Consider the following 20,048-nt stretch of genomic DNA (forward strand, 5'->3'; position numbering starts at 1 on the left):
CGCTATCGCAGGCAAGCCAGCTCCCACATTAGACCTTCATCGGTCTTACGAACTCTTTACCAGTTTGACGGCCAGTACATCGCACGGCGCGCCGTGCAATACGTCATTGGCGGTCGAGCCCAGCAGCAGTGCCAGACCGTGTCGCCCGTGACTACCCACTACGATCAGGTCACACCCCTGTTCTTTGGCCAAGTGGTGGATTTCCTGGCGCGGTTGGCCGTAGGTAAGGTGGGAATTTTCCTTGCTGACTTTGGGATACTTGAGGATCAAGCGGTCAAGGCGCTCCTTGGCCTGGTCGAATTGTTGCTGCTGCAGCTGGGAAAGGTCCATCGGCACGTCACCACCAAAGGCCATGGCCATGGGCTCGACGATGTGCACCAGCGACAGTTTGGCGCCATTGGCAATCGCGGATTCCTGTGCGCGCTTGATCACTGGATCGCACTCTTCGGTCAGGTCGACAGCGACCAGAATATGTTCGTAGGGCATGAGGCGTTCCTCCAGGGGGACTGCAATAAGTTCAGTATGGCTGCTTTCAAGCGGATGGGGGTTGCCGCAGGTCAAATCCGCTCATCTAGAAATTCGGGAGTACACATATGACGGTCTGGATAGTGGTGTCAATCCTTGCGGTGGTTTTAAGCCCCCTGGTATGGCTGCGCCCTTCGCGCCAGCAGAGTGGGCGCATGGCCCTGCGCATGGAGGCACGTCGCATTGGGTTGGCCATGCAGTTGGCGCCCCAGCAGTGGCCGCACTGGCTCAAACAGGAGCCGCCGAGCCCGTGCGCGCAGTATTGCCGGCCACGACGCGGCAACGCGCCCGCAACCTGGAGCTACTGGCAGCTGGAGCCGGGGCTATGGGTCAATCAGTGGCGTGAACCCTGTGTGGATGAGAAGTTGTTGCCGCATTTTGCAACGCTGCCGGCGAACGTCTACAAGGTCGAGGCCGACAAACAAATGATTGCCCTGTATTGGGGCGAAAAGGGCGACGCAAGCGTCCTGAAAGATATTGATACGCTGCTCAAGGCCCTGGCCTGACCCACACACCTTGTAGGAGCGAGCTTGCTCGCGAAAATCGCCAACGATAACGCGGGTAATCAGGTTATACGCGGCGCTCTCCAGGTTTTCGCGAGCAAGCTCGCTCCCACAAAAAAGCAGGCAATAAAAAGCCCGACATCATCATCGGGCTGGAGATGGCCAGGCAGGCCGGTAAATCTGGAGGTTGCCGCTAGCCTAGACGTGTATTCCTTTCTGTACAGCCCTTTCCCACATCTTTTCTATTATTGATCCTGTGAATATTTGAATATTGACGGGTGGCCAGCCTGTGGGCCGGGTTCTGAAATGACTGGAAAGTCGCGTTTTTCCTAGCCTTTGGAGCGATTGACAATTGCTCGGAATTGGATGAAGGTGGCGTACCCAAATCAAACGGGCGTATGAATTGAGCGTTTGTCTGTCAGACGACTCATACAAAACCCGACTATCGCACTGGCGGGTGTGCCTGGCGGATTGGCGTGAGCATTGATTCAACTGTCAATGTCAAACCAGAGACCAGCGTCCAGTGTGTACTGTTCAGCTTCCATATCGTGGAGATCAGTTGATGATTTACGAAGGTAAAGCCATCACGGTTAAGGCTCTTGAAAGTGGCATCGTCGAACTCAAATTCGACCTCAAGGGTGAGTCCGTCAACAAGTTCAACCGTCTAACCCTGAACGAACTGCGTCAGGCCGTAGACACCATCAAAGCAGATGCTTCGGTCAAGGGCGTGATCGTCTCCAGCGGCAAGGACGTGTTTATCGTCGGCGCTGACATCACCGAATTCGTCGACAACTTCAAGCTGCCCGATGCCGAGCTGGTGGCTGGCAACCTCGAAGCCAACAAGATCTTCAGCGATTTCGAAGACCTCAACGTGCCGACCGTTGCTGCCATCAATGGCATCGCGTTGGGCGGCGGCCTGGAAATGTGCCTGGCGGCAGACTTCCGTGTCATGTCCGCGACTGCCAAGATCGGCCTCCCGGAAGTCAAGCTAGGCATCTACCCAGGCTTTGGCGGTACCGTGCGCCTGCCGCGCCTGATCGGTGCCGACAACGCGATCGAATGGATCGCCGCCGGTAAGGAAAACAAGGCCGAAGACGCACTGAAAGTCGGTGCTGTCGACGCTGTGGTTGCCCCGGACAAACTGGCCGAAGCCGCGCTGAACCTGATCAAGGGCGCCATCAGCGGCGAATTTGACTACAAGGCCAAGCGTCAGCCGAAGCTGGAAAAACTCAAGCTCAACGCCATCGAACAGATGATGTCGTTCGAAACCGCCAAAGGTTTCGTGGCAGGCCAGGCCGGCCCGAACTACCCGGCGCCGGTTGAAGCGATCAAGACCATCCAGAAGGCCGCGAACTTCGGTCGCGACAAAGCCCTGGAAGTGGAAGCGGCAGGCTTCGTCAAACTGGCGAAAACCTCGGCGGCCCAGAGCCTGATCGGCTTGTTCCTGAACGATCAGGAGTTGAAGAAAAAGGCCAAGGCCTACGACGAAATTGCCAAGGACGTGAAACAGGCTGCCGTACTCGGCGCCGGTATCATGGGTGGCGGTATCGCCTATCAGTCGGCGTCCAAAGGCACGCCGATCCTGATGAAAGACATCAACGAACACGGTATCGAGCAGGGCCTGGCCGAAGCCGCCAAGCTGCTGGTGGGCCGCGTTGATAAAGGTCGCATGACCGCTGCAAAAATGGCTGAAGTGCTTAACGGCATTCGTCCTACGCTGTCCTACGGCGATTTCGGCCACGTCGACCTGGTGGTCGAAGCGGTTGTCGAAAACCCGAAGGTCAAGCAAGCCGTACTGGCTGAAGTGGAAGCCCAGGTCAAAGATGACACCATCCTGGCCTCCAACACCTCGACCATTTCCATCTCGCTGCTGGCCAAGGCCCTCAAGCGTCCGGAAAACTTCGTCGGCATGCACTTCTTCAACCCAGTGCACATGATGCCGCTGGTAGAAGTGATCCGTGGTGAGAAGTCCAGCGAATTGGCTGTGGCCACCACCGTTGCCTACGCCAAGAAAATGGGCAAGAACCCGATCGTGGTCAATGACTGCCCGGGCTTTTTGGTCAACCGCGTGCTGTTCCCGTACTTCGGCGGTTTCGCCAAGTTGGTCAGCGCCGGTGTGGATTTTGTGCGCATCGACAAGGTCATGGAAAAATTCGGCTGGCCAATGGGCCCGGCGTACCTGATGGACGTGGTCGGCATCGACACCGGCCACCACGGTCGCGACGTCATGGCTGAAGGCTTCCCGGACCGCATGAAAGACGACCGTCGTTCGGCTGTCGATGCACTCTACGAAGCCAAGCGCCTGGGCCAGAAGAACGGCAAGGGTTTCTACGCCTACGAGACCGACAAGAAGGGCAAGCAGAAGAAAGTGGCCGACCCGTCGGTGCACGAAGTACTCGCTCCGGTCATCTACGAACAGCGTGAGGTGTCTGACGAGGACATCATCAACTGGATGATGATCGCCCTGTGCCTGGAAACCGTGCGTTGCCTGGAAGACGGCATCGTCGAAACCGCCGCCGAAGCCGATATGGGCCTGGTGTACGGTATTGGTTTCCCTCCATTCCGTGGTGGTGCGCTGCGTTACATCGACTCCATCGGTGTGGCCCAGTTCGTTGCCCTGGCTGATCAGTACGCTGATCTGGGCCCGCTGTACCACCCGACCGCGAAGCTGCGTGAAATGGCCAAGAATGGCCAGAGCTTCTTCGGTTAAGTGCCCAGACGACTAGAGCGAGAATATTTATGAGCTTGAATCCAAGAGACGTCGTGATCGTCGACTTCGGTCGTACGCCGATGGGCCGCTCCAAGGGCGGCATGCACCGCAACACTCGCGCCGAAGACATGTCGGCGCACCTGATCAGCAAAGTGCTGGAGCGCAACACCAAGGTCGACCCGAACGAAGTCGAGGACGTGATCTGGGGCTGCGTCAACCAGACCCTGGAGCAGGGCTGGAACATCGCACGCATGGCGTCGTTGATGACCCAGATCCCGCACACCGCGGCCGGCCAGACCGTCAGCCGTCTGTGTGGTTCGTCGATGAGCGCGCTGCACACCGCTGCGCAAGCGATCATGACCGGCAACGGCGATGTGTTCGTGGTCGGCGGCGTGGAGCACATGGGCCACGTCAGCATGATGCACGGCGTCGATCCTAACCCGCACATGTCCCTCTACGCGGCGAAAGCCTCGGGCATGATGGGCCTGACCGCGGAAATGCTCGGCAAAATGCACGGCATCACCCGTGAAGCCCAGGACGCGTTCGGCCTGCGCTCCCACCAGCTCGCCCACAAGGCGACTGTGGAAGGCAAGTTCAAGGATGAAATCATCCCGATGAACGGCTACGACGAGAATGGTTTCCTGAAACTGTTCGACTACGACGAAACCATTCGTCCGGACACTACCCTGGAAAGCCTGGCGGCCCTCAAGCCAGCCTTCAATCCAAAGGGTGGCACCGTGACAGCCGGTACTTCCTCGCAAATCACCGACGGTGCTTCGTGCATGATCGTGATGTCGGCGCAGCGTGCCCAGGACCTGGGTATCCAGCCGCTGGCGGTGATTCGTTCGATGGCAGTGGCGGGTGTGGATCCGGCGATCATGGGCTATGGTCCAGTACCGGCCACACAAAAAGCCTTGAAGCGCGCAGGCCTTTCCATCTCCGATATCGACTTCTTCGAGCTCAACGAAGCTTTCGCCGCACAGGCCCTGCCAGTGCTGAAAGATTTGAAAGTACTCGACAAGATGAACGAGAAGGTTAACCTGCACGGCGGTGCGATTGCCCTGGGCCACCCATTCGGCTGCTCCGGTGCGCGTATCTCCGGCACTTTGCTTAACGTGATGAAGCAAAATGGCGGCAACCTTGGGGTTGCAACCATGTGCATTGGTCTCGGCCAAGGCATCTCTACCGTCTTCGAACGCGTCTAAACGTTCGGTTGACGGAAGCCGGGGCCCAGTGCCCCGGTTTTTGTTTTTTGGAACTTTTAAATATTTTTTTTCAACAAATTTTGCATGAGGGCCAGAGCATGAAAGTCGAACCAGGGCTCTACCAGCATTACAAGGGGCCGCAGTACCGTGTTTTCAGCGTGGCGCGCCACTCTGAAACCGAAGAAGAAGTGGTGTTTTACCAAGCGCTGTATGGCGAATACGGCTTTTGGGTGCGCCCTTTGAGCATGTTCCTGGAGACCGTTGAAGTTGACGGAGAGCAGGTCCCGCGCTTTGCTTTGGTCACGGCCGAACCCAGTCTTTTTACAGGGCAATAACGGCAGGTCGCGCAGAATGCTGCGCTTGACCTCATCCGGTTGCCACTATATATAGCGTTGCCGCGTCAGGCGCCAACTGCCTTTCACTTCTCGAATTCAGGAATTTTCCGATCCATGGGCAAATCGCTGGTCATTGTGGAATCCCCGGCTAAGGCCAAGACCATCAACAAGTACTTGGGCAACGAGTACGTGGTGAAGTCGAGTATCGGCCATATCCGAGACCTGCCCACCAGCGGTTCGGCTAGCGCCAGCAAGGAGCCTGCTGCCAAGCGCGGCAAGGCCGCCGCGGGCGAGGGGCCGGTACTCACGCCTAAAGAAAAAGCGCGCAAGCAACTGGTTTCGCGCATGGGTGTGGACCCGGACCATGGCTGGAAGGCCAAGTACGAAATCCTTCCGGGCAAGGAAAAGGTCATCGAAGAGCTGCGCCGGCTCGCCAAGGATGCTGACACCATCTATCTCGCGACGGACTTGGACCGCGAAGGGGAAGCCATTGCCTGGCACCTGCGCGAAGCCATCGGCGGTGATGACAGCCGCTACAAGCGCGTGGTGTTCAACGAAATCACCAAGAAAGCCATCCAGGAAGCCTTCTCCAAGCCGGGCGAGCTGGACATCGACCGTGTCAACGCCCAGCAGGCCCGTCGTTTCCTCGACCGCGTCGTCGGCTACATGGTCTCGCCACTGCTGTGGGCGAAGATCGCCCGAGGCCTGTCCGCCGGCCGTGTGCAATCGGTGGCAGTCAAGCTGGTGGTGGAGCGTGAGCGCGAGATCCGTGCGTTCATCCCTGAAGAATACTGGGAAGTCCACGCCGACCTCGGCACTGCCAAGGGCGCCAACGTGCGCTTTGAAGTGGCCCGCGAGAAAGGCGAGGCCTTCAAGCCGCTGAACGAAGCCCAGGCCATGGCTGCGCTGGAAAAGCTCAAGGCTTCCAGCTACAGCATCGTCAAGCGTGAAGACAAACCGACCAGCAGCAAGCCGTCGGCGCCGTTCATCACCTCCACCCTGCAACAGGCCGCGAGCAACCGCCTGGGCTTCGGGGTGAAGAAGACCATGATGATGGCCCAGCGTCTGTATGAGGCTGGCTACATCACGTATATGCGTACGGACTCCACCAACCTGTCGCAAGACGCGGTGGCGATGGCACGTACCTATATTGAAAGCGAATTCGGCAAGACCTACCTGCCGGAGAAGCCGAACGTCTACAGCAGCAAGGAAGGCGCACAAGAGGCTCACGAAGCGATTCGTCCGTCTGACGCCAACACCACGCCTGCCAAGCTGAGCGGCATGGAGCGCGACGCTGAGCGCCTCTACGAGCTGATCTGGCGCCAGTTCCTGGCTTGCCAGATGCTGCCGGCGCAATACCTGTCTACTACCGTCAGCGTGGGCGCGGGCGATTTCGAGCTGCGTGCCAAGGGTCGTATCCTCAAGTTCGACGGCTATACCCGTGTGATGCCGCAGATCGCCAAGCCTGGCGATGATGATGTGCTGCCGGACATGGCCCAGGGCGACACGTTGAAGCTGATCAAGCTCGACCCGTCCCAGCACTTCACCAAGCCGCCGGCGCGTTATTCCGAAGCCAGCCTGGTGAAAGAGATGGAGAAGCGCGGTATCGGTCGTCCTTCGACCTACGCGGCGATCATCTCCACCATCCAGGACCGTGGCTATGTTGCGCTGCACAACCGTCGTTTCTATTCGGAAAAGATGGGTGACATCGTGACCGAGCGTCTGTCGGAGAGCTTCTCCAACCTGATGGACTACGGCTTCACTGCCGGCATGGAAGAGAACCTCGATGACGTGGCCCAGGGCGAGCGTGACTGGAAAAACGTGCTCGATGAGTTCTACGGCGACTTCAAGAAAAAGCTCGAAGTGGCTGAGAACCCCGAGAGCGGGATGCGCGCCAACCAGCCAGTGATGACGGATATTGCGTGCACTACCTGCGGTCGACCGATGCAGATTCGTACCGCCTCCACCGGCGTGTTCCTCGGTTGCTCGGGCTACAGCCTGCCGCCCAAAGAGCGCTGCAAGGCGACCGTCAACCTGGTGCCGGGCGATGAAATCGCGGCGGACGACGAGGGTGAGTCCGAGTCGCTGGTGCTGCGTGGCAAGCACCGCTGCCCGATCTGCAGCACGGCGATGGACGCCTACCTGCTGGACGAGAAGCACAAGCTGCACATCTGCGGTAACAACCCAGATTGCAACGGCTACGAGATCGAAGAGGGCACCTACCGCATCAAGGGCTATGAAGGCCCGAGCCTGGAATGTGACAAGTGCGGCAGCGAGATGCAGCTCAAGACTGGCCGTTTCGGCAAGTTCTTCGGGTGCACCAACCCGACCTGCAAGAACACCCGCAAACTGCTGAAAAGCGGTGATGCGGCGCCGCCGAAGATGGACCCGGTGAAGATGCCTGAGCTCAAGTGCGAGAAGGTCAACGACACCTACATCCTGCGTGACGGCGCTTCGGGGCTGTTCCTGGCTGCCAGCCAGTTTCCGAAGAACCGCGAGACCCGTGCGCCACTGGTGATGGAGATCGTGCCGCACAAGGACGAGATCGATCCGAAGTACCACTTCCTGTGTGAAGCGCCGAAAAAGGACCCGGATGGTCGCCCAGCCGTGATCCGCTACAGCCGCAAGACCAAGGAGCAGTACGTGCAGACCGAAGTGGACGGCAAGCCTACTGGCTGGAAAGCGTTCTACGACGGCGGCAAGTGGAAGGTCGAGGACAAGCGCCAGGGCGCTTGATCCGCTAGTCTGTTAACGCCAAAAGCCGTCTGTATGACGGCTTTTGCTTACTGTAGGAGCGAGCTTGCTCGCGAATATCGTTAACGAAAACGCGGGAAGCCTTACACCCAGCGGTGCCTGGAAGTTTTTCGCGAGCAAGCTCGCTCCTACGCAGCCAGCATCACGCCTATTCGTTGTGGAGATTGCCGTCATGGCCAACGAACTCTATACCCGTACCAATCAGAAAATTTACTTCGCGGGTTTATCCCTGGAGGCCCTTGGCCGTGCCGAGGAAGGGAAAGAGATGAACGCCATCGCGCTGGTACAGGCGGGGCGCGAAGCTGCGTTGTTCCACCTGTACGGTGCCTTGCTGGGGCTGTGCCATGAGATCGCTGGGTTCTACCGCTTGCCCCAGGCGGGCGCACCTCGGGCGGAAATGATCATGAATCGTGAAGTGCTGGACTCCATGGCGATCCCCGAGTTGGCCGAACTGGTGGAAATGGCCCAGAGCCCCGACAGTTGGGTGGCGCGCCTGCTCAAAGCCCATGCGGATATGTTCCAGCCGCCGCGTATTCCCCATGTGCCCAAGGGGGATGTCACCCAGCCGCTGATCGTCGCCGTGGCCTTGGAGCAGGATGAGCCCAAGCCGTTGAGCCGTGAGGAGTTGGAAGGCTGGCGCCAGGAGTTGAAGAAGATGGCGCTGCGTTTTCGTGAAGGGCTCAACGAGTGCTGAAGGGGTAAATGAGGGGGCTGGCTGCGCAGCGACGCTGAACCTGTGGCGAGGGAGCTTGCTCCGCGACGGCCGGACGGCCGACGCTTATCTACCTGACGCCCTAGGATCTAAATGTGGGAGCTGGCTTGCCTGCGATGGCGGCCTGACAGGCGACCCTGTTATACCGAGTACATATCCATTCCTGCGGTAACGGCCACTTAGGGTTCCGCCTGACGGCGGGTCACTTTCGAAAAGCGCGAAAGTAACCAAAGCGCTCTTGCCCCACCACTCGGCACCTCGCCTAGGCTCGGTGTGCCCGAACACAGTCTTGAATCCGTGGGCCGCCGCCACGCGCCATCCATGGCGCGGGGCGGCTAACCCGGCGTCCTGCCGGGTTACCCACGAATTCAAGCCTGCGTTCGGCCAGCGTGGTTTAACGGGGCGCCTGAGATCAAAAGCAGATCAAGAGCGGCTCGCTTCGCATCGTGGTTACCGTTGGCTGCTTCAGCCTGCAAAGTTGTATAGGTACTTATGCTGCGATAGCGTTGGGTCAGTTTGCTGGTTATTCGCTGATACTCCGCCATCGCAGGCAAGCCAGCTCCCACACAGAGAAGCGTGTTCCCTAGGTCACCATTCATCACGCCGTAAACAAACCTGTCCATATCCCCTGCGAGGCTGGGTGGATGACTGATATAATCCCAGGCCTTTCGTGGAGAACAGACTTTTATGCCAACGTCCTTTCTGGAAATTGTTGAACTGCCTGACGGCCGAATCGAACTGCGCCGGGCGGAGGACGAGGGTTCTCTGGTTATTCTGGATTTCTCCGAAGACGCCAAGGTCTTCCTGCAAGGCCAGCACGTCGAAGTGGCTAAAGCCATGTTGAGCGTGGGCGTGCAGATGGCAGGTCGCCTTGCCGAAGGCGAGCCGGAGAAAGAAGAAGAAGGGCCGCGCGTTCTTCACTGAGTCCTTCGTGAAGGCTGCTTCTGTGGCGCGCCCATCATTACCCCAATCGAATATTCAAACTCTGTGCATCACCCGTGCGCGCAGCGCTGATCAGTTGTTGCTTGGCGCTGGCATTCAGCGGGTTCAACCAGCTCACCACCGTATGGCTACGGCCCAAGCGCAAGGCTTCGCAGGTTAGCTGCTGGGCGCTTTGTGCGCCGCGTGGTTGCAGCAACAGGATACGCTCGCGGTTGAGTCCGGCGTCCCGCAGCCAGGCCTGGGTGAGGCTGGCGGGCGGGGCGATCAATGTCAGCCAGCGGGCGTCCTGATCTTCGCTCAACTCGCGCAGGATAGGTGCCAGCAGGTTCAGGCAGCTCTCAGCCGCACCGCGCAACGACAATTCACTGAACGCCTCAGGTTCGCCGCCCCAGGGGGCTTCGACCGTTTCCTTGAGGATTGGCGCAAGGGGTTGGGCCATGAAGGCCTCGAACAGCGACAGTTGTGTGTGTTGTGGGGTGTGCACGAGCTGCATGATGCCTCCTTTAGCGGCGAATGACGCCGACACTCAAGCCTTCGATCACCAGGTCCTGGTCTTTCAGGTTGACTTCGATCGGGGCAAACTCAGGGTTTTCGGCCAGGAGCCAGACCTTACTGCCTTCGCGCTTGAAGCGTTTGACCGTGACCTCGTCGCCGATACGGGCAACGACGATCTGGCCATTGCGGGCTTCGCGGGTGGTATGCACGGCCAGCAGGTCGCCGTCGAAGATGCCCACGTCCTTCATGCTCATGCCGTGCACACGCAACAGGTAGTCGGCGCGAGGATGGAAGAAGGTCGGGTTGATGTTGCAGGATTCCTCGACGTGCTGCTGCGCCAGGATCGGCGCACCGGCGGCGACGCGACCGATGATCGGTAATGTCGACTCGTCGGCCTTGGCTTCGAAGCCAGGGATGCGAATACCCCGTGAAGCACCCGGAGTCATCTCGATCGCCCCTTTGCGAGCGAGGGCCTTGAGGTGTTCCTCGGCGGCGTTCGGGGACTTGAACCCCAATTCCAGGGCAATCTCCGCACGGGTAGGCGGGTAACCATTGTCATCAAGGCAGCGCTTGATAAAAGCCAGAATCTCAGCTTGGCGTGGCGTCAGTTTTAGCATGTTGATCGCTCTGTCTTTTTATACAGTGACTGGGATTATATACAGTGAACTGCGCTTGGCAATCATCCTTTTTGGCGGCTCCGCTGGACGGTCATCCGTCAGCCGTCCTACAGGGCAGGAGCGGCGCTGCCTACAGAGCTGCGAGGATATGATTAAATAGCGATGAAACAGATGACCGACCAGCCGCAAAGCGGACCCGCAGGCTTGACAAGACACACTCTGAAACGTATGTTTCAAACAAGTGTTTGTCAGGCGGAGTAGCCATGGCCCAGTCGGAAACCGTTGAACGCATTCTCGATGCTGCCGAGCAATTGTTCGCGGAAAAAGGATTTGCTGAAACTTCATTGCGGCTGATCACCAGCAAGGCTGGGGTCAACCTGGCCGCCGTGAATTACCATTTCGGCTCTAAAAAAGCCCTGATCCAGGCGGTGTTCTCACGCTTTCTGGGCCCGTTCTGCGCAAGCCTCGACCGTGAGCTGGAACGCCGCCAGGCCAAGGCCGATCACAAGCCCAGCCTGGAAGACCTGCTGGAAATCCTCGTGGAACAAGCGTTGGTCGTGCAGCCCCGCAGCGGCAACGATTTATCGATCTTCATGCGCCTGCTGGGCCTGGCATTCAGCCAGAGCCAAGGTCACTTGCGCCGTTACCTGGAGGACATGTACGGCAAGGTGTTCCGCCGCTATATGCTGCTGGTCAACGAAGCGGCGCCGCGTATTCCGCCTATCGAACTGTTCTGGCGCGTGCATTTCATGCTCGGCGCCGCGGCTTTCAGCATGTCCGGTATCAAAGCATTGCGAGCAATTGCCGAGACCGATTTCGGTGTGAACACCTCCATCGAGCAGGTAATGCGCCTGATGGTGCCGTTCCTTGCCGCTGGCATGCGCGCCGAAACCGGCGTCACCGACCCGGCCATGGCCGCCGCCCAGTTGCGCCCCCGCAGCAAAACCGTACCGCTCGCCGCCAAGGTTTGATCGCTGCGGGTGGGCGCGGCCGCTTGCATCCGCTAAGCTAGCCGCCATGCCGATTTCAGCTATTTATTCGCAACCCGTCGTCCTTGCCGTGCCTGGCAGGGACGATGGGTTGTGTGCGTTATTTAAGGAAGGTTTATGACTGCTGCCCTGCAAGGTTCTTTGATGGTCGACGTCGCCGGTACCTGGCTCACGGCCGAGGATCGTCATCTGTTGCGCCAACCGGAAGTGGGCGGCCTGATCATTTTTGCGCGCAATATCGAGCACCCACGCCAGGTTCGCGAATTGAGCGCAGCCATTCGCGCAGTGCGCCCGGACCTGCTGCTGGCCGTGGACCAGGAAGGCGGCCGCGTACAGCGTCTGCGTCAAGGCTTCGTGCGCCTGCCGGCCATGCGTGCGCTGGCAGATAACCCCAACGCTGAATACCTGGCTGAGCAGTGCGGCTGGATCATGGCCACCGAGGTGCTGGCGGTGGGCCTGGACCTGAGTTTTGCCCCAGTGCTGGACCTCGACTACCAACGCAGCGCCGTGGTCGGTACCCGTGCTTTCGAAGGCGACCCCGAGCGCGCTGCCGTGCTCGCGGGTGCATTTATCCGTGGCATGAATAGCGCCGGCATGGCCGCCACCGGCAAGCACTTCCCTGGCCATGGTTGGGCCGAGGCCGATTCCCACGTCGCCATTCCCAATGACGAGCGCAGCCTGGAACAGATTCGCGCCAACGACCTGGTGCCTTTCGCACGCCTGAGCAAGCAACTGGCGGCAGTGATGCCTGCGCATGTGATCTACCCGCAGGTTGACAGCCAGCCCGCCGGCTTCTCACGCCGCTGGTTGCAGGACATCCTGCGCGGTGAGTTGCAGTTCGACGGGGTGATCTTCAGCGATGACCTGTCCATGGCTGGCGCCCATGTGGTCGGCGATGCGGCCAGTCGGATCGAAGCGGCGCTGACCGCCGGCTGTGACATGGGCTTGGTGTGCAATGACCGTGCGGCGGCCGAGCTGGCGCTGAGTGCAGCACAGCGGATGAAGGTCACGCCATCGGCGCGGATTGCGCGTATGCGCGGCCAGGCGGTTGCGTCGACGGACTATAAGCAGGACCCGCGTTGGCTGACAGCGCTTACTGCGTTGCGTGATGCGCAGTTGATCGGCTGAAGACCGCGCCCCGGCCATCGCAGGCAAACCAGCTCCCACATTTTGATTTGTGAATACATTCAGGTGTGGGAGCGGGCTTGCTCGCGAAGGCGGCCTAACAGTCAGCGCTTTTCTTGCTTATTGGGCAACGGCGCAAACAACGCCTCAATCTCCTCGTTACCCAACTGCCAATCCCCTGTCGTACGCCCATCCAGCACACCCGCCGCCAGATCGGACTTCTCCTTCTGCAGGTGCTGGATTTTCTCCTCCACCGTGCCTCGGGCAATCATCTTGTACACGAACACCGGCTTTTCCTGCCCGATGCGGTACGCGCGGTCGGTGGCCTGGTTTTCCGTGGCCGGGTTCCACCAGGGGTCGTAGTGGATAACCGTGTCGGCTTCGGTCAGGTTCAAGCCCACGCCGCCGGCCTTCAGGCTGATCAGAAAGATTTGCAGCTTGCCGCTCTGAAAATCCCTCACCGGTGTGCGCCGATCCCGGGTCTGGCCGGTCAGCAAGGCGTAGGCAATGCCGCGTTTTTTCAGTTCGGCCTCGATCAGGCTCAGCATCGAGGTGAACTGTGAGAACAGCAGAATCCGGCGGCCTTCGGCAAACAGCTCGTCGAGCATGTCCATCAGGCTGTCGAGCTTGCCCGAACTGCTGCCGCGCGCGGGCAGGGTGGCGTCGTTGACCAGGCGCAGGTCGCAGCACACCTGGCGCAGTTTGAGCAACGCTTCAAGGATGATGATCTGGCTGCGGGCCACGCCCTTGCGGGTGATCTCGTCGCGGACCTTTTTATCCATGGCCAGGCGCATGGTTTCGTATACGTCGCGCTGGGCCTCGTTGAGGTCGACCCAGTGGATAATCTCGGTCTTGGGTGGAAGTTCGGTTGCCACTTGTTCCTTGGTACGGCGTAGCAGGAAGGGCTTGATCCGACCGTTGAGGTGCTGCAATCGCACCTCGCTGGCACGCTTTTCAATCGGCACGCGGTAATCACGGTTGAAGCTCTTCACATCGCCCAGCCAGCCCGGTAGCAGGAAGTGGAACAGCGACCACAGCTCTCCCAAGTGGTTTTCCAAAGGCGTGCCGCTCAGGCACAAGCGCTGGCGGGCATTCAGCTCGCGTGCGGCCTGGGCTGCCTTGCTGGACGGGTTCTTGATGTACTGCGCTTCATCGAGGATCAAGACGTGCAAGGGCAGGGCGGCGAGCTGTTCAATGTCCTTGGGCAGCAGGGCGTAGGTGGTCAGCAGCAGGTCGTAGTCATTCAGGTTGGCGAAGTGTTTCTTGCGCCCTGCGCCGTACAGAGCCTGCACCCGCAGTTGCGGGGTGAAGTGCGCGGCTTCATCCAGCCAGTTCGGGATCAGGCTGGTAGGCATCACGACCATGCACGGCCGATCAAGGCGCCCCGCGATTTTTTCGGTGAGGATATGCGCCAGGGTCTGCAAGGTTTTACCCAGGCCCATGTCATCCGCAAGTATCCCACCCACCTCCAGTTGGCGCAGCGACTGCATCCAGCTCAAACCTTCCAGCTGATAGGGGCGCAAGGTCGCATTCAGGCCTTCGGGCGCCACGCAGGTGAAATCCTTGATATCGCGCAGGCGCTGGGCGAAGTTGCGGATCTTCTCGCCGCCTTCCCATTGCAGTGGCAGGTCTTCCAGCGGGTTGAGGCGTATGGCGTCGGCCTTGGCCAGGCGCAGCGCGGTGGTGCCGGCTTCCTGCAGGTAAAACTCGCCGAGGGTCGCCAGTACAGGCTTCAAGCGGCCATAGGGCAGCGCCACTTGCAGCGGGCCGTGGCCGTTGGGCAGGCCGGGGATGTTTACCAGGATCAGCTCTTCATCGCGGCGCCGCGCGAGTTTCTCCGGGTTGAGGATCTCGGTGTGAGAGCGCATCAGGTTCAGCAGGATCGGCAACAGGCTCAAGCGTTCGCCGTTGACGATGATGCCCAGCTCCAGGTCGAACCAATCGCGTTCCGGCCCTTCATCGACCGTGGCATACCAGTCATCGACGGGGCTCAGGTCAAAGCCGAAGTCCTCGTCGATCTGCAGCTCCCAGCCCTCGGCACGCAAAGTGGGCGACACATTGAGGGTGAAGTTCAGCCAGGCACTGTCATTGACCATTTCGAATAGCTCGCCGGCGCTTTCCGGCAGGGCCTTGCTCTGGCGCGTGGCGATCTTGAAGCCAAGCAGGCGCAGGTGTTCGCGATAGGCCTGCTCTTGCTCGGGTTGGCGCTTGATCCGCAGGCTCTGCGTCTCCTGGCGCACAATGATGTCGGCATTTTTTTGCCCGCTGACATAGTTGCCCAGGTAGTTGAACGACAGCGCCGCACGGTGCTGGATATAGCGCTGCATCTTGCCGTTGCGCGGCTCGAACGCGCTGAACTCCACACTGGCCAGCCACAAGCGTGGCACCGGTTGCACGTCGTCCATCAGCACCTGCGGCAGGACTACGCGGTTATCCAGCACCGCCTGGAGCTTTTCCAGCAGTTGCGCATCCTGGGCCGCTGCCGGGTAGGCCAGGGTTTCCTGGACCTTGAGCAGCACCGCCGCGATGTGTTTGCAGTTGGTGTGCACCGGGCACGTGCAGCGGCTGTCCACCAGGATCAGCAGGCCCTTGGCCGATTCGCGCAGTGAGATGGTCTGGCGGTAAACGTTGCCGCCCGAGCCTTCGCAACTGGCGGTGATGGTGCTGTCTCCGCACTCGACGATGCGCACGCGGTTTTCCAGGGCGTAGCGCCGCCCGCGCTCGAGGCTTTGCTCTTTAAAGCGATTGGCCCATGAAGGGGCCAGGGGTTTGGTCAATGACGACGTCAGGGGCATGGCGCGCAATCAGTCCTGAAGGTCGGGCGGTGGTGCGCTGGGTGGCTTGGCGGTCAGCGAGGTGATCTTGATCAGCAGCGCCAGGTGGCCGCCATCCAGGTAGTTGAGCTGGTTGTTCTTGGTGCGCACGTCTGTCTGGCTCAAGTGTTCGCTGGCAATCACACTGCCGTTGCCGTCGAACTGGTTGATCCAGAAATCCGCGTCGATATCGGTAAAGCGCCCCAGTTGCAGGCTCAACACCCCTTCGATAGGGAACTGGCCGAATTGCTCCTGGCCGTCGGTGATCGCCACCTTCACCGGTTGCTCGCCCAGGTTCTGTTCCCAGGCCTTGTGGGCGAGCACCGTGTAGTTGGCGTCGGCGCGCAGCTTGTCGACGATATTACCCAGGCGCGGCGGGCTCATCCGCTCACCCAGGCGCGGCGCTCCCGCATCCCAGTTTTCCGGGGCGGCGCGGCTGTTGATCACCGGTTCTGCATTCTGGCGCACCAGGATCATTTCCACCTGATACAGGCTGTCGGCAAAGGCCGAAGGTGCGAGTACCACCAACAACAGGCTCAAAATGCGGAACACGCGCATGGGGGGCGTCCTTAAACGGATTTCGGAATGAGGCGTTCAAACAGCGCCTCCAAGGTGTTGAAGCGTTCTTCGGCGCGTTCCATCGGCACCATGAACTTGAACAGCGTAGCCCCTTCGAACTTGTAGCGGTTGGGCTGGCCCTGGATCAGCTTGATCAGCACCAACGGGTCGACCGGCGTTTGCGCTTCGAATTCGATACGCCCGCCTTGCGGCCCGGCGTCGACTTTCTTGATGCCCAACTGCTCGGCCTGCAACTTGAGCAGGGTCAGGCGCACCAGGTTCTTGGTCGGTTCCGGCAGCAGGCCGAAACGGTCGATCATCTCTACCTGCAAGTCCTTGAGGCCTTCTTCGTCGGCCGCCGAGGCAATGCGCTTGTACAGAATCAACCGTGCATGCACATCCGGCAGGTAGTCTTCGGGAATCAACGCCGGCAAGCGCAGGTTGATCTCCGGGCCGCCGCCCAAGGGTTGGTCGAGGTTCGGTTGTTCGCCTTTGCGGATGGCTTTCACCGCGCGCTCGAGCATCTCCATGTACAGCGTGAAACCCACCGCCTGGATCTGCCCGCTCTGGCCGTCGCCGAGCAATTCACCGGCACCACGGATTTCCAGGTCGTTGGTGGCCAATACAAAGCCGGCCCCGAGGTCTTGGGTATTGGCGATCGCTTCCAGGCGTTTTTCCGCATCGGAAGTGATCTGCTGGCGCGGCGGTGTGAGCAGGTAGGCATAGGCCTGGTGGTGACTGCGCCCGACGCGGCCGCGCAATTGGTGCAGCTGCGCCAGGCCGAACTTGTCGGCACGCTCGATGATGATGGTGTTGGCGCTCGGCACGTCGATGCCGGTCTCGATGATGGTCGAGGCGATCAGCACGTTGAAGCGCTTGTGATAGAAGTCGCTCATCACCTGTTCGAGTTCGCGTTCGCGCATCTGTCCGTGGCCGATGGCAATACGGGCTTCCGGCACCAGTTCGGCGAGGTCGGCGGCGCATTTCTCGATGGTTTTCACATCGTTGTGCAGGTAATACACCTGGCCGCCGCGAAGCAGTTCGCGCAGCAGGGCTTCCTTGACCGTGCTCTTGTTTTGCTCCATCACGAAGGTGCGCACCGACAGGCGACGCGCCGGTGGCGTGGCGATGATCGACAGGTCGCGCATACCCGACACGGCCATGTTCAGCGTGCGCGGAATCGGCGTGGCGGTGAGGGTGAGGATGTCGACTTCGCTGCGCAGGGCCTTGAGCTGTTCTTTCTGGCGTACACCAAAACGGTGTTCTTCGTCGATGATCACCAGGCCCAGGTTCTTGATCTTCACATCGTCCGACAGCAGCTTGTGAGTACCGATGACGATGTCGATCTTGCCCTCGGCCAGATCGGCGACGGCGGCATTCACTTCTTTGGCGGACTTGAAGCGGCTCATCACCTCCACGGTCACCGGCCAGTCGGCAAAGCGGTCGCGGAAGCTGTTGTAGTGCTGTTGGGCGAGCAGGGTGGTCGGCACCAGGATCGCCACCTGGCGACCGCCGTGCACCGCAATAAAGGCAGCGCGCATCGCCACCTCGGTCTTGCCGAAGCCGACGTCGCCGCACACGAGGCGGTCCATCGGCTTGGGCGCGAGCATGTCGGCGCGCACCGCTTCGATGGTGGTTTGCTGGTCCGGGGTTTCTTCGAAGGCGAAGCCGGCGCTGAAGGTGGCGTAGTCGGCTTTCGGGTCGGCGAACGCATAGCCTTCGCGGGCGGCGCGGCGGGCATAGATGTCGAGCAGTTCGGCGGCCACGTCGCGCACCTGTTCGGCGGCCTTGCGCTTGGCTTTCTGCCAGGTCTCGGAGCCCAGGCGGTGCAACGGCGCCAAGGCGTCGTCGCTGCCGGTGTAGCGGGCGATCAGGTGCAGGTTGGCCACCGGCACGTAGAGCTTGGCGCCCTCGGCGTATTCCATGGTGAGGAATTCGGCGGCCTGGTTGTCGATCTCCAGGGTCTGCAGGCCCAGGTAGCGGCCGACACCGTGGTCGATATGCACCACCGGCGCGCCTTCGCGCAGCTCGGTGAGGTTCTTGATCACCGCGTCGTTGTTGGCGTCGGCGCGTTTTTCACGGCGCCGACGCTGCATCACGCGTTGGCCGAACAGCGGGCTTTCGGCGATCAAGGCAAGTGCGGGGTCATCCAGGCGTAGCCCTTCGTCCAACGGCGCGATGGTGATCGCCAGGCGCTCTTTGCTGGCGACAAAATCCGGCCAGCTGTCGACGGTTTTTGGCCGCAGCTTCAGGCGCTCCAGCAGCTCCAGCAGCACTTCGCGGCGCCCGGCGGATTCGGCGGTAAACAGCACGCGGCCCGGGAAGTCACCGAGGAAGTTCGACAGCGCCTCCAGCGGTTGCGTGGCTTTGGCCTGGATCGCCAAATCGGGCAACGCGCTCGCCGGGAAACGCTCGCGGCCACTGCCGGCGTCCACGTCCTGCTGGCTGGCGACCACACGCGGCCAGTTTTTCAGGCGCGCGAAGCAGTCTTCAACCGGCAGGAACAGTTCAGATGGCGGCAATAAAGGCCGGGACGGATCGACGCGGCGCTCTTCATAGCGGTTGCGCACGTCGTTCCAGAAGTTTTCCGCCGCCTGTTCGATACCCGGCAGCGAGAACACCTGGGTGTCCTGGGGCAGGTAGTCGAAGAGGGTGGAGGTCTCGTCGAAGAACAACGGCAGGTAGTACTCGATACCGGCAGGTGTAATCCCGCTGCTCAAGTCCTGGAAAATCGGGCAGCGACGGAAGTCGACATCGAAGCGCTCACGAAAGCGCGCCTTGAAGCGTGTTACCGCGTCTTTTTGCAGCGGGAACTCACGCGCCGGCAGCAGCTTGATCGAGTCGACCTTGTCGATGGAGCGCTGATTCTCCGGATCGAAGGTGCGCAGCGTCTCGATCTCGTCATCGAACAGGTCGATGCGATACGGCAACTTGCTGCCCATCGGGAACAGGTCGATCAACGCGCCGCGCACCGCGAACTCACCGTGCTCGTACACCGTGTCGACGCAGCGGTAGCCGCTGGCTTCCAGGCGCGTGCGCATCTGCTCGACGTCAAGCTTCTGGCCCACGTCCAGCACCAGGCTGCTGCCGAGCAGGAACTTGGTCGGTGCCAGGCGGTGCAGGGCGGTGGTGATCGGCACCACCAGCACGCCGTGGGCCAGTTCCGGCAAGCGGTACAGGCTGGCGATGCGCTGGGAGATGATGTCCTGGTGCGGCGAGAACAGGTCGTAGGGCAGGGTTTCCCAGTCGGGAAAATGCAGCACCGGCAAATCCGGGGCGAAGAAGCTCAGCTCCTGCTCCAACCGTTCGGCACTTTGGCTGTCGGCGGTGAGCAGCAGGGTAAAGCGCTTGGCTGCGCTGGCAGCCTCGGCAATGGCCAGGCTCAGGGCGGCACCGGGCAGGTTGCCCCAGTGCTGTTTACCTGCCGCGGCAGGGAGTAGCGGTAGACGCAGAACGGGCACGGAAGGTTGAGCTCCAAGCGTTGCGACAAAGTCGGTAATTGTAACGGCCCCAGGTGCCGCCTGTCAGTTGCTGACTGTGCCTATTACGGTTTGCAGGAAATGTAGTGGCTAAGACAAACAATGGCGGGTTTTGACTCAATATGTAGTGCCAAAATGCGCGAATGTTTAGGAGGGTTACGGACAAGTCGGCCTGCTCGTCAAACTAGTGGCCTTCTGGAACCCGCGTGTTTCCTGGGCTGTAGCGCGGTGGTATTTTTTTGCAAGGGCTTTTTGTTGCCCTTCGCGCATTGCTCAACGCTCAGTC

General features: G+C 60.4%; 15 protein-coding genes. 9 read left to right on the forward strand and 6 right to left on the reverse strand.

All coding sequences use genetic code 11. The features are described 5' to 3' along the window. Nucleotides 1-45 precede the first annotated feature (45 nt). Nucleotides 46-486, reverse strand: coding sequence for a universal stress protein (locus BUE92_RS09250; protein ID WP_034126643.1), 441 nt, complete (start codon nt 484-486; stop codon nt 46-48). Between the two features lie 107 nt (nt 487-593). On the opposite strand from BUE92_RS09250, the gene BUE92_RS09255 reads away from it, so the two are divergent. The 7 genes from BUE92_RS09255 to BUE92_RS09305 all read left to right on the forward strand — a co-directional run bounded on the left by BUE92_RS09255 (nt 594) and on the right by BUE92_RS09305 (nt 9,668). After that, nucleotides 594-1,031, forward strand: a complete 438-nt coding sequence (locus BUE92_RS09255; RefSeq protein WP_073523297.1) for a hypothetical protein — start codon at nt 594-596, stop codon at nt 1,029-1,031. A 559-nt stretch (nt 1,032-1,590) separates the two neighbouring features. Beyond that, a complete protein-coding gene (fadB, locus tag BUE92_RS09265) occupies nt 1,591-3,738 on the forward strand; it encodes a fatty acid oxidation complex subunit alpha FadB (protein WP_003189649.1) in 2,148 nt (715 codons plus the stop codon). Between the two features lie 29 nt (nt 3,739-3,767). Further along, nucleotides 3,768-4,943 carry an acetyl-CoA C-acyltransferase FadA gene (gene fadA / locus BUE92_RS09270; protein ID WP_003189650.1) on the forward strand — a complete coding sequence of 392 codons (1,176 nt, stop codon included), beginning with the start codon at nt 3,768-3,770 and terminating at the stop codon, nt 4,941-4,943. 98 nt (nt 4,944-5,041) lie between these two features. Further along, complete coding sequence (locus tag BUE92_RS09275) at nt 5,042-5,278, forward strand: DUF1653 domain-containing protein (protein WP_003189651.1); 237 nt, start codon at nt 5,042-5,044, stop codon at nt 5,276-5,278. 114 nt (nt 5,279-5,392) lie between these two features. Next, nucleotides 5,393-8,014, forward strand: a complete 2,622-nt coding sequence (gene topA / locus BUE92_RS09280) for a type I DNA topoisomerase (RefSeq protein WP_073523301.1) — start codon at nt 5,393-5,395, stop codon at nt 8,012-8,014. 190 nt (nt 8,015-8,204) lie between these two features. Further along, nucleotides 8,205-8,726 carry a DUF6586 family protein gene (locus tag BUE92_RS09285; RefSeq protein WP_003189653.1) on the forward strand — a complete coding sequence of 174 codons (522 nt, stop codon included), beginning with the start codon at nt 8,205-8,207 and terminating at the stop codon, nt 8,724-8,726. 705 nt (nt 8,727-9,431) lie between these two features. After that, complete coding sequence (locus tag BUE92_RS09305; RefSeq protein WP_073523304.1) at nt 9,432-9,668, forward strand: hypothetical protein; 237 nt, start codon at nt 9,432-9,434, stop codon at nt 9,666-9,668. Nucleotides 9,669-9,705: 37 nt separating this feature from the next. Here BUE92_RS09305 and sulA read toward each other — a convergent pair whose 3' ends face one another. After that, nucleotides 9,706-10,179 carry an SOS-induced cell division inhibitor SulA gene (sulA, locus tag BUE92_RS09310; protein WP_005786162.1) on the reverse strand — a complete coding sequence of 158 codons (474 nt, stop codon included), beginning with the start codon at nt 10,177-10,179 and terminating at the stop codon, nt 9,706-9,708. A 10-nt stretch (nt 10,180-10,189) separates the two neighbouring features. Next, on the reverse strand, nt 10,190-10,798 hold the full coding sequence (gene lexA, locus BUE92_RS09315; RefSeq protein ID WP_003172575.1) for a transcriptional repressor LexA: 609 nt from the start codon (nt 10,796-10,798) through the stop codon (nt 10,190-10,192). 263 nt (nt 10,799-11,061) lie between these two features. Between lexA and BUE92_RS09320 the strand changes: the two genes are divergently transcribed. Both BUE92_RS09320 and nagZ read left to right on the forward strand, forming a co-directional pair. Continuing rightward, the gene (locus BUE92_RS09320) at nt 11,062-11,769 is read left to right on the forward strand and encodes a TetR/AcrR family transcriptional regulator (protein ID WP_073523305.1); all 708 of its coding nucleotides are present in this window, start codon (nt 11,062-11,064) and stop codon (nt 11,767-11,769) included. 135 nt (nt 11,770-11,904) lie between these two features. Then, complete coding sequence (gene nagZ / locus BUE92_RS09325) at nt 11,905-12,915, forward strand: beta-N-acetylhexosaminidase (RefSeq protein WP_073523306.1); 1,011 nt, start codon at nt 11,905-11,907, stop codon at nt 12,913-12,915. Between the two features lie 101 nt (nt 12,916-13,016). Here the strand turns inward: nagZ and BUE92_RS09330 are convergent, their stop codons facing one another. Genes BUE92_RS09330 through mfd form a run of 3 tightly spaced genes read right to left on the reverse strand, consistent with a single transcriptional unit; the run spans nt 13,017 to nt 19,744 of the window. Then, a complete protein-coding gene (locus BUE92_RS09330; RefSeq protein ID WP_073523307.1) occupies nt 13,017-15,707 on the reverse strand; it encodes a DEAD/DEAH box helicase in 2,691 nt (896 codons plus the stop codon). A 9-nt stretch (nt 15,708-15,716) separates the two neighbouring features. Next, complete coding sequence (locus BUE92_RS09335) at nt 15,717-16,283, reverse strand: CsiV family protein (RefSeq protein WP_073523308.1); 567 nt, start codon at nt 16,281-16,283, stop codon at nt 15,717-15,719. 11 nt (nt 16,284-16,294) lie between these two features. Continuing rightward, on the reverse strand, nt 16,295-19,744 hold the full coding sequence (mfd, locus tag BUE92_RS09340; RefSeq protein WP_073523309.1) for a transcription-repair coupling factor: 3,450 nt from the start codon (nt 19,742-19,744) through the stop codon (nt 16,295-16,297). Nucleotides 19,745-20,048: the final 304 nt, after the last annotated feature.

This window comes from Pseudomonas fluorescens (assembly GCF_001902145.1).
Classification (GTDB): domain Bacteria; phylum Pseudomonadota; class Gammaproteobacteria; order Pseudomonadales; family Pseudomonadaceae; genus Aquipseudomonas; species Aquipseudomonas fluorescens_BV.